Below are 15,672 nucleotides of genomic sequence, written 5' to 3'. Positions count from 1 at the left end.
TGTGGGTTTGCGGGGACGCCGTAAACCCATCCATGGGGGCTTGGTCGCCGCATCCATGCGGCTCACACCCCGCAAACCCACAGCGCCCCGCCTTCGACAGGTTCACGCGATCTGTCGGGACGGCGTTCTGCACTGCTGTTGGTGGGTGTCGACCTTGGTCGACACGTAGATCCACGCCATGCGTGGATGAGACTTTCCGGGGAAGAATTACCTTGAATCTGACCTGCTCCGCTTGTGGTGGGTGACGACCGTTGGTCGTCACCAGAGCAAGCGCAGCGAAGCAACCCGCTTCTGCTTTTCTTTCTTTTTCCGTGGCTGGACGCACACGGAAACTGTCAGAGGCCGGGCGGGGTGGGTTGCGCAGGGGCGTGAGCCGCATGGATGCGGCGACCGAGCTTACATGGACGTACTTGCAGCGCCCCCTGCGCAGCCCATCCCGCCCGGCCAAGCAAGGCTTCCGCTCTGAAGACGACCAACCACGAGGGGCTCAGCCGTTCGCCGCCAACTCAACGTCCAGCGCACGCAGGCGATCAACGGTCCCGACATCCGTCCAGCGACCGCGATGATGCTGACCGCTGATCCGCCCCTGCGCCATGAAATGCTTCTGCAACGGCACCACCGAGAACTTCGGTGGCACGCGCTCGCTGCCAGGTGCCTCGCCGATCACCGCGCGCCAATCGGCCACGATCGACGGACGATAGACGCCGATGCCCGCATAGGTCAGGCACGGACCTTCGCGGTCGTGGTGCAGCACGCCGTGCGCGTCCAGCCGGTAGTCACCGTTGGGGTGCTGCGCGGGGTTGTCGACCAGCACCAGGTGCGCTTCGCCGGCCGGTTCACGCGGCAGCGTGGCGAAATCGAAATCGGTCCAGATATCGCCGTTCACCACCAGGAACGGATCGTCCCCCAGCGCCGGCAATGCATTGAGGATGCCGCCACCGGTTTCCAGCGGGGTATCGCCTTCGTGCATGAAATGCAGGCGCAGGCCCCACTGGCTGCCATCGCCCAATGCGGCCGGAAACTGCGCGGCGAGCCATGCGGTGTTGATCACCACGTCGCGGATGCCGAATGCAGCCAACCGTTCCAGGTGCCACACGATCAGTGGTTTGCCGGCCACTGCCAGCAGCGGCTTGGGCGTGTGCAGGGTCAGTGGACGCATGCGCTCGCCCAGGCCGGCGGCGAAAATCAGTGCCTTCATCGACGCGGCCTTCAGCGCAGCACGCGCATCGGCGCGGCCAGCTCGGCCAGTGCCGGCTTGATCCGCAAGTCCAGCAGCTGCTGCAACGGTGCCAGTTCGCGGTAGCGCGGCAGCACCTCATCCAGGTAGGCGATGAAGCGTGGCGCGTCGTCCAGGTAGTGGCCCTTGTTGTCGCGGTAGCGCAGGCGGCAGAACAGGCCGAGGATCTTCACGTGGCGCTGGATGCCCATCCAGTCGGCGTCGCGCAGGAAGGTGGCTCGGTCGGGCACCGGCAGGCCGGCGTCGCGCGCGCGCTGGTGATACTGGGCCAGCCAGTCGTCCACGCGCTGCAGCGGCCAGCTCAGGAAGGCATCCTTGAACAGACTCACCGCGTCGTAGGCGATCGGGCCACGCACCAGGTCCTGGAAATCCAGTACGGCCGGGCCGCCGTCCACCGGCATCAGGTTGCGCGGCATGTAGTCGCGGTGGGTCATCAGCTGGGCCTGGCCCAGCGCGTTGTCCATCAGCCGGCGGTGGACCAGCTGCAGGCCTTCGATCTCGCCGCAGTCCAGTTCAAGGCCAAGATGACGTTGCAGGAACCACTCATCGAACAGGCCGGCGTCACGCTGCAGCAGCGCTTCGCCGAACTGACCGAAATCGGCAGGCACCGGGATGGCCTGCAGGCGCAACAGCTGTTCGATGGAGCGGCTGAACCACGCGTCGGCATTGCGTTCGTCGAGGATCTTCGCCAGTGTCGGGCCGCCCAGGTCTTCCAGCAGCAGGAAGCCGGCGTCGAGGTCCTGGGCAAGCAAGGCGGGCACGCGCAGGCCGTGATCGTGCAGCAGGCCGCGCATGCGCAGCCACGGCGTGGGGTCTTCCAGCCCCGGCGGGGCGTCCATCACGATGTGGCTGCCGCGCTGGCTGGTGACGCGCCAGTAACTGCGCATGCCGGCGTCGACCGAGGCGCGTTCGACCACGGCGTTGCCGTCGTCGAGCTGGGTACGGGCCCACTGCAGGCGCTGTGCGCTGCGCTGGGGATCAGAGGCGGGTTCGGTCATGCAGGCATATCCGGGCGCGCCGGGCGCGCCAACGTCGGGGCAGAATGAAGAGGAGGTGGCGGCTCAGCGGCGGCCGCTGAACAGGCGCAGGATCGCCAGCACGACAACTGCGCCGACGACCGCGCCGAGGAAGCCGGCCGGTTCACCGGGCGCGTACCAGCCCATGTACTGGCCGAACCAGCCGGCCAGCAGCGCGCCGATGATGCCCAGCACGATGGTCAGCAGGCAGCCCATGCGGTTGTTGCCGGGCATGAAGAAGCGTCCCAGCAGGCCGACGAAGAAGCCGACCAGGATGATGTAGAGCCAGCTGGTGCTGCCAAACAGACCGTTCATGCAATCAGTGCCCTCGAAGGATGGACGCAGCCTAGCAAGGCCGGGCTGCGTCCGTCACTGCGTGCTGGATCAGCAGCAGCCGTGGTCGCCGTGGCGGGTGCCGCTGTCGGCGGCCACCGGCGAACCGCTGGTCTCGCCACGCAGGCTGGCCGCGTAGTGCTCGCTGATCACCTTGGACACGCACGAGGTGACCTTCTTGCCCATCGGAATGTGCAGGAACTCGTTCGGGCCGTGGGCGTTGGAGTGCGGGCCGAGCACGCCGGTGATCATGAACTGGGCGCCCGGGAACTTCTCGCCAAGCATGCCCATGAACGGGATCGAGCCGCCTTCGCCCATGTACATCGCCGGCTTGCCGAAGAAGGTCTGGCTGGCATCGTCGATGGCCTTGGTCAGCCACGGTGCCATCGCCGGCGCGTTCCAGCCGGTGGAGGCCTTTTCCAGGTCCAGGGTGACCTGCGCGCCGTTCGGCGGATCGCGCAGCAGGGCTTCCTTCAGCAGTTCGCCGCAGGTCTTGCCATCGGCGGTCGGCGGCAGGCGCAGCGACAGCTTCACCGCGGTATGCGGACGCAGCACGTTGCCGGCCGATTCCAGCGGCGGCATGCCGCCGATGCCGGTCACCGACAGGGCAGGGCGCCAGGTACGGTTGAGCACCAGCTCGGTCAGGTCGTCGTTCATCGGCTTGAGGCCGTCGACCAGCGGGAATTTCTCGAAGATCGCGGTATCGACCACGTCGGCGGCACGCTTGGCCTGTTCCAGGCGCTCGGCCGGGATCTCCACGTTCATGCCCTCGATCAGGATGCGGCCGGTGTCCTGGTCCTCGATGCGCGACAGCAGCTGGCGCAGCAGGCGGAAGCTGGACGGCACCACGCCGGAGGCATCACCGGAGTGCACGCCTTCGTTGAGCACCTTCACCGAGAAGTTGCCGCCGGTCAGGCCGCGCAGCGAGGTGGTGCACCACAGCTGGTCGTAGTTGGCGCAGCCCGAATCCAGGCAGACCACCAGCGACGGCTTGCCGATGCGGTCGGCCAGGTGGTCGACGTAGGCAGGCAGGTCGTAGCTGCCCGATTCTTCACAGGCTTCGATCAGCACCACGCAGCGGGCGTGCGGCAGGCCCTGGGCCTGCAGCGCCAGCACCGCGGCCAGCGAGCCGAAGATGGCGTAACCGTCATCGGCGCCGCCACGGCCATACAGCTTGTCGCCGCGCAGGACCGGGGTCCACGGGCCAAGGTCGTCGTCCCAGCCGGTCATCTCCGGCTGCTTGTCCAGGTGGCCGTAGAGCAGGATGGTGTCGTCGCCGGTTTCGGCGCCGGTAGCCGGAATTTCCAGCAGAATCAGCGGGGTACGACCTTCTAGGCGCACCACCTCGACCTTCAGGCCGGGCAGTTCCTGCGCCTTGGCCCAGGTTTCCATCAGGGTGACCGCCTGCTCCATGTAGCCGTTCTGCACCCAATTGGCGTCGAACATCGGCGACTTGTTGGGAATGCGGATGTAGTCGACCAACTGCGGGACGATTTCGCTGTCCCACTTGTCATTGACGAATTGGCCGAGCTTGGCGCTGTCCATCTGAAACTCCGGTTGCATGGCTGATCTGCCCATTCTACGCCTCGGCCAAGGGTAGGGTTTTCCCTACATCACGTCGGGTATTTGGCTGGCTTTTAGAAATCCGTGAACCCGATACGCTGTGTGCATGTGGTGACGGACACTGTTTCGACCGACGGGATTGCCGGTCGGGACGGTCAGAACCACAAGGAGATACACGTCGTGCCTTGGTTTGTCGTGTTTAGGGCGCTGGTACTGGGAATGTGGATCGCGGCGGCGCAAGCTGCCGAGCCGATCGACATCAACCGGGCCGATGCCCAGGCGCTGCAGCAGGGATTGACGATGGTCGGGGCCACCAAGGCCGCGGCAATCGTCGAGCACCGGCGCAGACACGGCCCGTTTCACCGCGTCGAGGACCTGACGCAGGTGAAGGGGATAGGGACATCGATCGTCGAACGGAATCGACGGCGGATCACCGTTGGCAACACGATGTTGCCTGCGGATCCGGTACCCGGATCGGTACCGGTGCGAACCGTACCCAGGCGCTGACAACAGGAAACGTCGGGACCGGCAGGATGCAGGTCCATTGGCTACGGACAGGATGCCCGTAACCACCGACCGTCGCAGGGATGCGGCACCAATCACCAGGATGGTGGCATCACAGACCTGTGGAAGGGGCTGAGATACAAACAGGACAGACGCGGCCGCGTGCAGGATGCAACGCCGCCCCCGCTTCGCAGGATGCGAGGGGGTGGCAGCAGGCCGACAGGGACGTGACGATTGCCCGGTACGACACATGGCTGTGTCGCCGGGCAATTTCTTTTGGCGCAGCCACCACGCGCGCATGGTGTACGGTGAGGCCTTCGCATGGAATGGAATCGGCTGGATGCACCTGCACCGTTTGACCCTGATGCTCGCCGCCGCGCTGGCACTGCCCTGCGCCGCGCACGCGGCCGCACCCTCCAAGCCGGTCGCGGCGACGACGTCCGACGTGCGCGGGCCGACCGACCTCAAGCCCGGCGAGTACCTGTGGCATCCGGAAGTTTCGCCGGCCGGGCCGATCGTGCTGGTGGTGAGCCTGGATGAGCAACGCGCCTACGTGTACCGCAACGGCATCGCCATCGGCCTGACCACGATCAGCTCGGGCAAGACCGGCCATGAGACGCCGACCGGTGTGTTCACCATCCTGCAGAAGGACAAGGACCACCGCTCCAACCTCTACAACAGCGCACCCATGCCGTACATGCAGCGGCTGACCTGGGACGGCATCGCCCTTCACGGCGGCAGCCTGCCCGGGCACCCGGCCTCGCATGGCTGCGTGCGCCTGCCGCAGGCCTTCGCGCAGAAGCTGTTCAGCGAAACCAAGCGCGGCGATACGGTGGTCGTGGCCGATGCCAAGAGCGCGCCGATGACGCTGGCCTATCCGGCGGTGCTGGCGCCGGTGAATGCGCGCGGACAGGCCCTGCCGGAAGGCGAGGCCGGCGCCCCGGACAAGGCGTGGTGGGATGATGCGGCCGCCCCCAGCGGGCAGGTCGGCATCCTGGTCAGCCTGCACGACCAGCGCCTGTACGTACTGCGCGATGGCGTGATGATCGGTGAGTCGCCGTTGAAGGCCGACGCGCTGCCGGCGTTCCAGGGCACCACCCTGTTCGTGATGGGCCAGGGCTACAGCGATACCCCCAGCCCGCTTGATGCGCAGCAGCGCCTGCACCAGTGGACGGCCTATCCGCTGCTGGGCCAGGACCGCGCCCAGGCCACGCCGGACCTGCTGGCCACGCCGTCGTTGCCGATGGCCCTGCCGGCCGATTTCGCCCGCCAGCTGTACCAGGTGCTGGTGCCGGGCACGACCCTGCTGGTGACCTCGCTGCCGGCGGTGCGCCCAAGCGCGGCTGAATCGGGAATGCAGCCGGTCTTGGAATCGGAGCCGCCAGCGTCCACCCTCAAGGGATCCTGAGCCCTCCCTACGTGCCCATGTCTGCTTTCCGCCTGTGCCGGCTGGCCGCCCTTGGCCTGCTGGCGACCACTGCCAGCGCCCCGGCCGGGGCACAGACGCCTGTTGCCGCGATCAGCGCCGATGATCTCGCTGCGCAGCTGGCCCGCAGCGCGCCCAAGGCTGACCGCCGGGTGCTGCAGTTGGCCGCCCACGCCATGCGCTGCGCGCTGCAGCGGCCGGAACTGGGTGTCAGCGGTGAGCGCCTGAGCGTGATCGACTACTCGCGGCCGTCCACCGAGCCGCGGATGTGGGTCTTCGACCTGGCTCGCCAGCGGTTGTTGTTCGAGGAATGGGTGGCGCACGGCCGCAACAGCGGCGAAAACCGCACCGAGCATTTTTCCAACCGCGATGGCAGCTTCATGTCCAGTCTCGGCGCGTTCACCGCGCAGGAAACCTACATGGGCGGCAACGGCTATTCGCTGCGCCTGGCAGGGTTGGAGCCGGGTTTCAACGATCGTGCACGCGAGCGCGCCATCGTCATCCACGGGGCGCCGTATGTGAATCCCTCCACCGCACAGTTGCAGGGGCGGTTGGGGCGCAGTCTCGGCTGCCCGGCGGTGCGGTTGTCGGTGGCCAAGCCGCTGATCGATGCGCTGCGAGGCGGCACGATGGTGTTCGCGTACTACCCCGACCAGGACTGGCTCAAGCACTCGCAGCTGCTGGGTGGCGATTGCGGTACGTCCGCGGGTCTTGCAACGCGGTGATGCGCTGTGGCGCGCGGCATGATGCAATGCGCGCATGAACATCGACTCCCTGCTGCAGACCCCGAGCCAGGTGATTTCCAGCCTGGATTACCGCCGCGAACGCTGGCGCAACGGCCTCGGCTGGACCCGCGAGATCCTGCGGTTGCCAGCGCAGGGCGATGACTGGGCATTGCGCCTGTCAGTGGCCGAAATCGAACAGGACGCCGCGTTTTCCGCGTTCCCCGGTGTCGAGCGCGAACTGGTGTTGTTGCAGGGCAATGGCGTGCGCCTGCGTTTCGAGGACGGCCGCGTCGCCGAGGTGCTGCCACCGCATGGGCGCGTGCGTTTTGCCGGCGAAGCCGCGTTGCACGGCGAGCTGGTCGACGGCACCACCCACGATTTCAACCTGATGTGGAAGCGCGAGCTGCTGCAGGCCGAGCTGCTGCACCGGCCGCTGGTCGGGCCGATGTTCTTCTTCTGCGAGCCGGGTGTGGCGTGGGCCCTGCACCTGTTGGGTGGGCAGGCCACGTTTGGTGCGGACAGTGGATTGCCTGCGATGCAGGGCGGCGATACCGCGTGGTTGGCCGCCGGTGAACGTCAGCGGCATGCGCTGCAGGGCGGCGGGGAGTTGCTGGCGATACGGGTGAGCGCCGCGGGCGGCTGAGCCATCGTCTGCGCCCGGAGGCAATCATCCACGCATGGCGTGGATGCGGTTGTGTAGAGCCGAGCCCATGCTCGGCTGCGGTTGGGGTCAGAGCCCTTTCCTGCGGAAAGGGATCCGACCCCGATGGTTCGCTCAATACACGTCGCGCCGGTAACGACCGGCCAGCAGCAGCGCTTCCTTGCCGTCGGCACCGAGCACCTGCTCGATCACCGCATCCACTGCCGGGGCCATGCCCTGCAGGCTGCCGCAGACCAGGATCGTCGCGCCTTCATCGACCCACTGCCGCAGCGTGGCCGCTTCGGCCAGCAGGCGATCCTGCACATACCGATGCGCGCCGCCATCACGGCTGAATACCGTATCCAGGCGGGTCAGCGTGCCGTTGGCGAGCATCGCCTGCAGCTCATCGCCGAAGTGGAAATCATGCGCGGCCGAGCGTTCGCCGAACAACAACCATGTGCGACCGCCGCCAACACGTGCGCGCTCGTGCAGGTGTGCACGCAGGCCGGCGATACCGGTGCCGTTGCCGATCAGCAGCAGCGGAACATCGATGGCGACGCCGTGGAAATTCTCGTTGCGGCGCAGGCGCATCTGCACCGGCTCGCCGACGACGGCGTGGTCGCACAGCCAGCCACTGCCGACGCCCGGTGTGCCATCGGCACGCAGCTGACGGCGCAGCAGAAGCTCCACCGCGCCTTCGTCCATCACCGAGGCGATGGAATATTCGCGATGCGGCAGTGGCTGCAGTGCCGCCAACAAGCCAGGCAGATCGCCCGCAGCAACCAAGGAGGGCAGATGCGAGCGTGCAACGCGGGCGAGCAGCGTATTCCCGTCGTCCAACAAAGTGTTGGCATCGAAGCCCTGCGCCTGCAGCCAGTCGCGCGTGCTCTGATCGGCGTGCTGGGGTCCGACCTCGGCGATGTCGCCCGCCTGCCAGTGCGCGCTGCTGTCGGTCGGTGGCTGCAGGCGCAGCCAGTAGACAGGACCACCAATGCTGCCGGGATTGAGGTGGATGCGCTGCAGCAGCGTCCACGGCTGGTACTGGGCCGGTGTCCAATCGGGCAGTTCGCTGGCGCCGCCGCCGAGCTGGCCGAGCAGCTGCTGCCAGTGGCGCAGCGCGGCCGGATCGGCGTTGTCGACTTCAATGGCATCGAACAGCGGATGCGCGCCGTGCTGGCGCAGCCAGTCGTGCAGCTGGTGACCGAACGCGCAGAAGTGGCCGTAGCTGCGATCACCCAGCGCGAGCACGCCGTACTGCAGGTGGCCCAGGGGCGGCGGCGTTGTCATCACCTGGCGCAGGAAGGGCAGGGCGTGGTCGGGTGCATCGCCTTCGCCGGTGGTGCTGACGATGAACAGTGCACGCGCGCTGCCCGCAAGCAGGGGCGCATCCACTTCGTGCAGGCCACGCAGGCGCACCGGCACGCCGGCCAAGCGCAGGGCCTGCGCACTGCGCTCGGCCAGTTCGCGGGCGAAGCCGGTCTGGCTGGACCAGACCAGCAGCATCGGTTGGTCGCCGCCTTCGGTCGTGTCATCGCGTGGACGGCTGCGCCACCACACCACGGTGCACGCCAGTGAATACAGCGCGGTGGCGGCCAGTGCGATACCCCACTGCCGCGACGGCGGCGCACCCTGCCACCACGCTTCGCCAAGGTGCAGGCGCAGCAGGGCGAAGCCGATCACTGCCAGCAGGACCAGCACTGCGACGTTGCCAAGGGTTGCGCGCGAGAAACGAGTGCTCATGTGGCCTGCTCATCCAGCAGTCGCTGGAAGGCACTGCTGAGGGTTTCGCGCGGGCCATCGGCGGCGCGCTCCAGGAAGCGTGCGGCCAGCCCTTCGCGCGCTGCCAGCGCGATGCCCGCGTCGCGACCGAGCACGGTCAGTGCGGTGGCCCAGGCGTCAGCGTGCATCGCGTCGTCGGCGACCACGGTGACGGCGGCTGCGACCTGTCGCACCGGTGTGCCGCTGCGCGGATCGAGGCTGTGGCTGTAGGCAACGCCATCGTCCTGATACTGGTGCCAGCGATCGCCGGAGGTGGCCACTGCCTTCCCTTCCAGCGCGAGTACACGCGGTGGCGTATCGGTGTGGGCATCTTCTTCCGGCGCCGACTCCACCAGCACGCGCCACGGCTGGCCGTCAGGCTTGCGGCCGTAGCCCGCCAGCTCGCCACCGACTTCAATCAGTGCAGCATCGACACCCTGGCTGCGCAGCCAGACGGCGACGTGGTCGACACCAAAGCCCTTGGCGATCGCCGACAGATCCAGCTCCAGGCCACCGGGTTGCAGCAGCGCATCGTCCTGCCAGTGCAGGCGCTGCCAGCCGCAGCGTGCGCGGGTTGCCTGCAGCGTGACGGCATCGGGTGCACGTCGTTCACCGGCATGCGCACCGAAGCCCCACAGCGCCACCAGTGGGCCGAGGGTGGGATCGAAGGCGCCGTCGCTGGCGGCGGCGATGGCCTGTGCGCAGGCCAGGACGTGGCGGGTCTCGGCCGGCAGCACGCAGTAGTGACCCGCGTCGGCGCGGTTGTAGCGGCTCAGGTCGGAACCCGCTTCCCAGGTGCTCATCTGCGCGACCACTTCATCCAGGCGGGCCTGGATGCCCGCATGCAGCGGATGCAGGTCGCGCTGACGCGGTGCCACCAGTGACACGCTCCAGGTGGTGCCCATGGTGGTGCCACCCAGCCGGGCGATGTCGAGTGCGGTAGAGGTCATGGGCATGCGTAGCAGGCTGCGATACCCGGGTGCGCCGGGCATCGCAGCGATGCGTTTACTGCGGCAGTACTTCCAGCGTGGCAACGTAGCTGAGGCGGCGCTTGGCAGCCTGCTTGACCGAGGTCTTCTTGTCCTCGGTGCCGGTTTCCAGCCAGTACATGCCGGCTTCCGGCCAGGTCACCTTGATCTCGCCTTTGGCGTCGCTGGTCAGTTTCTGCTCGTCCTGCGCATTGCGGTAGCGGGTGCCACCGCGCACGATCTCGAACTCCAGGCCCGCAGTCGGCTTGCCGTCGACCAGTACGCGGAAGGTCGCTTCTTCGCCGGCGAACAGGTCGTTCGGGTGACCAACGGCCACCAGCTCGATGCCGCGGTTGGTCGGCTTCAGCGCGGTGTCGTTCGGCGCGCCGTTGGTGACGAAGGTCTCCACGCGGCCGACCGACTGGCTCACTTCCAGCTTCTTCGCATCCTTGGGCAGTTCGCCGAAGGTGGTGGCGGTGCCGCGCCAGCGCTTGCGCTCGCCATTCAGTTCATAGGTGGCCGACAGGCCGTCGTTGACCGAGGCGATGCGGTAGGTGCCCTGCTGCTTCAGCTCGACGTCGAACACGCTGCGGTACTTGCCGGTGGCCGCGTTCTGCGCCTGCACGGTGCTGCCGTCCGGGGCGGTGATCACCACCGATTCCAGGCGCAGCGGCACGTGGTTGAAATAGAACAGGTCATTGGAGACCGCACCATCGACGGTGATCCACGGCGCATTGCCGGCGATCACGGTCTGCGAGGGCAGCAGCCAGGCCTTGTGGGCCAGGGCAGAGAAGGGAAGGGCAGCGGCCAGAGCGGCGGCGAGGACGAGCGTGCGCTTCATGCGGAAGACTCCAGTTGGAAGGGGTCGGATCCCTTTCCAAAGGAAAGGGCTCTGACCCCGAGGATATGGCGATGGGGTCAGAGCCCTTCCTGCGGAAGGGATCCGACCCCGCTTGATCAAGGCTTGACGGCGAGGGTGACCTGGCCCAGTTCGGTGGCGCCCTGCGCGCGGCCGTTCTGTGCGGCGGTGGCCGGCCAGGTGAAGGGGATCTTCAGCAGTTCACGGCCGCCGACTTCGCGCACCGCTTCCACCACCAGGGTGTAGTTGCCCGGGGCCAGCTGTTTCAGCGCAGGCTGCTTGTCGTTGAACGACAGCGCGTGCTTGCCGGCGGGGCGGGTCGGGCCGGTCACGCCATCCACCGGCACCTGCAGGGTGCGGCCGCTCTTGCGCCACCACTGGCGCAGGTCGGGCAGCCACTTGGTGCCATGACCTTCGCTGTTGCTGGTCTGCTGGTACCAGACCGACAGGTTGGCGGCGACCTTCTGGTCGGCGCCTTCCAGCCACACCGCCACATACGGGCGGTGGTACTCGGCCACGTTGAGCTTGGGCACTTCGACGTTGATGTCGAGGGTGGTGGCGTAGGCCGGCGAGGTGGCCAGCAGGCCGCTGAGGGCGATGGTCAGGGTGACGCGCATGGGGCGGCTCCGGAGAAACGGATGGAAATCACGGTGGAAGTTCAGTGGATCAGCAGCAGGGCGATCAGCAGCGGAATCATCAGGCCCAGGCCGACCAGCGGCCAGGTCATGCGTCGCTGCCGCGCATGCAGGTGCAGCAGGAACAGACCGGTGATGCAGAACACCAGGCAGGCCACGGCGAACACGTCCAGGAACCAGCCCCACGCGGGGCCGGCATTGCGGCCCTTGTGCAGGTCGTTGAGGTAGGACACCGCGCCGCGCGAGGTCGATTCGTACTCGACTGCGCCGGTTTCGCGGTCGATGCTCAGCCAGGCGTCGCCGCCGGGGCGTGGCAGCGACAGGTAGATTTCCTCGGCTGACCATTCGGCGGGTCGGCCGCCGATGGAAATGCCCAGCTGCTCGTCCAGCCATTGCCGGGCCGGGCGCGGGATCGGCGCGTTGCCGTCCTCGCGTGTGCCGAGCTGGCCGCGCACGTCGGCCGGCAGTTCCAGATGCTGGTTCTGCACTTCTGGCTTGGCTTCGATCTTCGCCGCATGGTTCAGCGTGAGCCCGGTCACCGCGAACAGCAGCATGCCGATCAGGCAGACCGCCGAGCTGATCCAGTGCCACTGGTGCAGGGTACGCAGCCAGAAGCCGCGGCTCTGCTGCTGCACGGTGGAAGATGCGGGACGGCTCACGGCACGGTTCGGGACGGATGAATACTGGCCATTACATCATTGATGAGAATTGCTCGCAATTAGATGTCGTTGTGTATCTCTGAAGGGGTAGTGCGGACCGGTAGATCCACGCCATGCGTGGATGAAACGCCGACCAAGTTCGGTATGGGCAGTAGATCCACGCCATGCGTGGATGGAGCGGTGCCGACCAAGGTAGGCACCCACCAAGGCCGGCACTACCGGTCGCGGCCTCAGAACTTCGCGTTGAGCGAGATCCAGTAGCTGCGGCGCTGGTCCTTGGTGGCGTAGTCGTCCACGCAGTTGTATTCGCTGGGGCTGGTCAGCAGGCACGACTGCGAGACGAAGTTCTTGTCGAACAGGTTGTTGACCCGCGCGTTGAACGTCAGCCACTGCGTGGCCTTCCAGCTGCCACCGAGGTGGAAGATCGTGTAGTCCTCGTAGTAGCGGGTGTGGCTGGCACCGGCGGCATCGAGGATCGTGTCGCGGTAGCGGTCGTAGCGGCCTTCGCCGATCAACGACAGGCTGATGGCATCGTTGAGCTGCCAGTTGAGGCTGGCGTTGGCCATGTGCTTGGCCGGCATGGTGCCGGTGATCGGCAGGCCCTTGCCGGAACCGGCGGTCTGCTCGCTCCTGGTCCAGGTGTAGTTGCCGCGCAGCTGCAGGTTGTCCAGCAGGTCGACGTGGCCGGCCAGTTCCGCGCCACGTGTTTCGGCCTTGTCGATGTTCACGCTCTGGGTGAAGGTGCTGTAGCCCAGCGAGGCCCAGCCCGGGCCGATGTCCACGCAGTAGCCACTGCCTGCAGGTGCCACCTCGCAGTTGGGGAACGTGCCGCCGCTGGCGATCTTGTCTTCGAACTTGTTGATGAAACCGGTGACGTTGAAGCCCCAGCGCTGGCCCTCGTAGTACGCGGCCAGCTCGTAGTTGGTGCTGGTTTCCGGCTTCAGGTTGGGCGAACCCACCAGCGGCAGCACACCCTGGCCACCGAAGCCGGTGATGCCGGGGAACAACTGGTCTGGACGCGGGGTCTTGTAGCCGGTGCTGACGCCGCCCTTGAAGGTCCACGCATCGGTGGCATTCCAGACCAGGTAGCCGCGCGGGCTGAGGTGGCTGCCGAAGATGTTGTGGTCGTCGTAGCGCAGGCCGAAGGTGGCGGTCAGGGTCTCGGTCAGCGACCAGTTGTCCTCGGCGAACAACGCCCACATGCGGTGCTTCTGCCTGGTGTTGCTGCGATAGCCGGCACCGTCCATGCCGAACACGCCGTCCACCATGTCGGTGTCGTTGTACTGGCCGCCCACGGTCAGCTTGTGTGCGTCGAAGTCCAGGTCGAGCATGGTGTCCAGCACGTAGCCTTCCAGCTCCATGGTGCGCAGCGGACGCGGCAGGAATGCCTGCAGGCGTGCCTGTTCGCTGGCGTTGAGTGCACCCAGCGCGTTGTTGCGGCCGGCGGCACAGTTGCTGGCGGCGCCGGTGCGGCGGCAGACGTCGTTCCACAGGGTCTGCAGGCCGGCGCGCTCGTCCAGCGTCAGCGGCAGCGAGCGGCCGAGGTTGTTGCTCTTGCTGTGGGTCAGTGAGGTCTGCCAGGTACCGAAGCTGTAGCGGCCCTGATGGGTCAGCGACAGCTGGTCGCGCTCATAGCGCTGGTAGGCGGTGTAGCCCACGCGCGGCTGCACCACGCGGCGGGTGACGGTGCCGTTGCCATTCGGGTTCGGAATCACCGCGTTGCCCACGCGCCACAGGCTGGCCAGGCTGTCCAGCGTGCCGGTCTGGCCCTCGCTGTTGTCGTACTTCTGGCGTGAGACGTCGTAGTCCAGCCACAGTTCGTGGTCGTCGTTGACGTGGAAGTTCAGGCGCACGCCGGTGTTCCAGTTGGTGTTGGCCACCGACTTGCCGCCGCCGCCGAAACCGATGCTGCGCTCCCACAGCGTGCCGTCGGGCAGGGTCAGTGCATCCCATTCGGGATTGGATGCCTTGGCGTCGTAATAGCTGCCGCGCACGGCCAGGCCGAGGCGATCCTTGACCAGTGGCCCGCTCAGGTACAGGTCGGTGCTGCGCGCATCGCCGAACTGATCGTCCTGCTGCACGGTGAAGCCCTGGGTGACTGCGCCGTGCCAGCTGTCCTGGTTGCGGCGGGTGATGATGTTGATGACGCCGCCCATTGCATCCGAGCCGTACAGCGTGGACATCGGGCCACGCACCACTTCGATGCGCTCGATCGCATCCAGCGGCGGCAGGTAGGCGAACTGGCCACCGCCGAAGTTGTTCGGATACAGCTGGCCGGCATTGCTCTGGCGGCGGCCGTCGATCAGCACCAGGGTGTACTCGGACGGCAGGCCGCGCATGGAGATGGTGGCGCGGCCGTTCTTGTCGGTGGCTTCCAGGCCGACGTCGATGCCCTCAACGTCGCGCAACGCGTCAACCAGGCTGGTGTAGGGGCGCTTGCTCAGCTCTTCGCGGCTGACCACGCTGATGCTGGCCGGTGCATCGACCACTTTCTGCTCGAAGCCAGCGGCGGTCACCACCACCTTGTCCAGGGTCTGCGGTGCGCCGCTGGCGGCACCACTGGCGTAGGCGGGAGCCGCGACGGCGGCCAGCACGGCGCTGGTCAGCAGGTGGCGGGACAGGGACGAACGGACACGATGGCGCTGGGCCATGGCAGATACCTCGAAGGATGCAGGACAGCGCGATGCCGGGCGCGGAGCGCGCACGACAGGGGCAGGGAGGGCCCGGTCAGGGGCGGCAGAGGTGAAGCAGGCAGCGGCGAGCCGATGCAACCGCGCAGGCGGTCACAGCGTGCCGTGGATCAGGCGAGCGGCGGCGCCTGGCCGCGTTGCTGGCGACGCCCGGGCGCATCGGCCCAGGGCATGTCTGGTGCGGCCAACGGCCAGTGCGGACGCGCGCCGGACGGAGCCGACGCGGAGGGAACCAGATCAAGTTCGGTACGCAGCCAGTGGCTGGCCAGCAGCAGCGGCGGCACCGGCTTGTCAGAGGACTTGGCCGGTGCAGAAGCGCAGCGCCGCAGCTTGGCCGGTGCTTCTTCCTGCAGGGGGCCTTCGCCGCCGCGCTCTTCCAGCGGCTGCTGCAGCGCCTGGGTTGCAGCCGCATGGGCCACGGGCAGCAGCGGCAGGGTGCCCAGCAACAGCGTCAACATCGCCACCCACGCCAGCAGGCTGGCCAGCGCAGGCCGACGGCCGCGCATGGCGGTGCCGAGCTGTACAAGCCGAAGCGGGCGGGGGCGGAACGGGCGACGCAAGCGGAAATCCCTGGCTGGCCGGAACATCCGGCGTCAACGGGGCGTGATTGTAATGAGACCCGTTAGCCGTTGCAAATGAGAATTATTGCCAAATTGTCG

The 15,672-nt window shown here is 67.2% G+C and carries 15 protein-coding genes; 4 read left to right on the top strand and 11 right to left on the bottom strand.

Features of this window, described 5'->3' with window-relative positions:
* Window positions 1-487 precede the first annotated feature (487 nt).
* From murU to ACFX4F_RS00785, 4 genes are all read right to left on the bottom strand, one after another.
* Window positions 488-1,198 carry an N-acetylmuramate alpha-1-phosphate uridylyltransferase MurU gene (gene murU, locus ACFX4F_RS00800; protein ID WP_380651265.1) on the bottom strand — a complete coding sequence of 237 codons (711 nt, stop codon included), beginning with the start codon at window positions 1,196-1,198 and terminating at the stop codon, window positions 488-490.
* A gap of 11 nt (window positions 1,199-1,209) precedes the next feature.
* Window positions 1,210-2,235, bottom strand: a complete 1,026-nt coding sequence (locus tag ACFX4F_RS00795; RefSeq protein ID WP_380651262.1) for an aminoglycoside phosphotransferase family protein — start codon at window positions 2,233-2,235, stop codon at window positions 1,210-1,212.
* A 63-nt stretch (window positions 2,236-2,298) separates the two neighbouring features.
* The gene (locus ACFX4F_RS00790; protein WP_089239335.1) at window positions 2,299-2,568 is read right to left on the bottom strand and encodes a GlsB/YeaQ/YmgE family stress response membrane protein; all 270 of its coding nucleotides are present in this window, start codon (window positions 2,566-2,568) and stop codon (window positions 2,299-2,301) included.
* Window positions 2,569-2,637: 69 nt separating this feature from the next.
* Window positions 2,638-4,131, bottom strand: coding sequence for a M20 family metallopeptidase (locus ACFX4F_RS00785; protein WP_265953370.1), 1,494 nt, complete (start codon window positions 4,129-4,131; stop codon window positions 2,638-2,640).
* Between the two features lie 198 nt (window positions 4,132-4,329).
* On the opposite strand from ACFX4F_RS00785, the gene ACFX4F_RS00780 reads away from it, so the two are divergent.
* The 4 genes from ACFX4F_RS00780 (at window position 4,330) to ACFX4F_RS00765 (ending at window position 7,447) form a co-directional block, all read left to right on the top strand.
* On the top strand, window positions 4,330-4,656 hold the full coding sequence (locus ACFX4F_RS00780; protein WP_243379945.1) for a helix-hairpin-helix domain-containing protein: 327 nt from the start codon (window positions 4,330-4,332) through the stop codon (window positions 4,654-4,656).
* Between the two features lie 337 nt (window positions 4,657-4,993).
* Entirely contained in the window at window positions 4,994-6,061 is a 1,068-nt protein-coding gene (locus tag ACFX4F_RS00775; protein WP_089241204.1) for a L,D-transpeptidase, read from the top strand.
* Window positions 6,062-6,078: 17 nt separating this feature from the next.
* Window positions 6,079-6,804, top strand: a complete 726-nt coding sequence (locus ACFX4F_RS00770) for a murein L,D-transpeptidase catalytic domain family protein (protein WP_380651256.1) — start codon at window positions 6,079-6,081, stop codon at window positions 6,802-6,804.
* 34 nt (window positions 6,805-6,838) lie between these two features.
* Complete coding sequence (locus ACFX4F_RS00765) at window positions 6,839-7,447, top strand: HutD family protein (protein ID WP_180163795.1); 609 nt, start codon at window positions 6,839-6,841, stop codon at window positions 7,445-7,447.
* A gap of 132 nt (window positions 7,448-7,579) precedes the next feature.
* Here ACFX4F_RS00765 and ACFX4F_RS00760 read toward each other — a convergent pair whose 3' ends face one another.
* The 7 genes from ACFX4F_RS00760 to ACFX4F_RS00730 form a co-directional block, all read right to left on the bottom strand.
* Window positions 7,580-9,184 (bottom strand): sulfite reductase subunit alpha, encoded by a 1,605-nt coding sequence (locus tag ACFX4F_RS00760; RefSeq protein ID WP_380651252.1) that lies wholly within the window; start codon window positions 9,182-9,184, stop codon window positions 7,580-7,582.
* A complete protein-coding gene (locus ACFX4F_RS00755; protein ID WP_380651249.1) occupies window positions 9,181-10,152 on the bottom strand; it encodes an FAD:protein FMN transferase in 972 nt (323 codons plus the stop codon). The genes ACFX4F_RS00760 and ACFX4F_RS00755 overlap by 4 nt, the downstream gene beginning before the upstream one ends.
* Before the next feature lie 55 nt (window positions 10,153-10,207).
* Window positions 10,208-11,011, bottom strand: a complete 804-nt coding sequence (locus ACFX4F_RS00750) for a DUF4198 domain-containing protein (RefSeq protein ID WP_099819281.1) — start codon at window positions 11,009-11,011, stop codon at window positions 10,208-10,210.
* Between the two features lie 116 nt (window positions 11,012-11,127).
* Window positions 11,128-11,646 (bottom strand): DUF2271 domain-containing protein, encoded by a 519-nt coding sequence (locus ACFX4F_RS00745; protein WP_032975835.1) that lies wholly within the window; start codon window positions 11,644-11,646, stop codon window positions 11,128-11,130.
* 41 nt (window positions 11,647-11,687) lie between these two features.
* Complete coding sequence (locus ACFX4F_RS00740) at window positions 11,688-12,323, bottom strand: PepSY-associated TM helix domain-containing protein (protein WP_099819282.1); 636 nt, start codon at window positions 12,321-12,323, stop codon at window positions 11,688-11,690.
* 230 nt (window positions 12,324-12,553) lie between these two features.
* Window positions 12,554-14,974: a TonB-dependent receptor domain-containing protein gene (locus ACFX4F_RS00735; RefSeq protein ID WP_380651245.1), complete on the bottom strand. Its 2,421-nt coding sequence runs from the start codon at window positions 14,972-14,974 to the stop codon at window positions 12,554-12,556.
* 149 nt (window positions 14,975-15,123) lie between these two features.
* Window positions 15,124-15,519: a hypothetical protein gene (locus tag ACFX4F_RS00730; RefSeq protein ID WP_380651242.1), complete on the bottom strand. Its 396-nt coding sequence runs from the start codon at window positions 15,517-15,519 to the stop codon at window positions 15,124-15,126.
* Window positions 15,520-15,672 lie beyond the last annotated feature (153 nt).

Source organism: Stenotrophomonas sp. YIM B13575 (genome assembly GCF_042787595.1).
GTDB lineage: Bacteria > Pseudomonadota > Gammaproteobacteria > Xanthomonadales > Xanthomonadaceae > Stenotrophomonas > Stenotrophomonas lactitubi_B.
The sequence above is the reverse complement of the archived record's forward strand: the minus strand, read 5'-3'. Positions and strand labels throughout refer to the sequence as shown.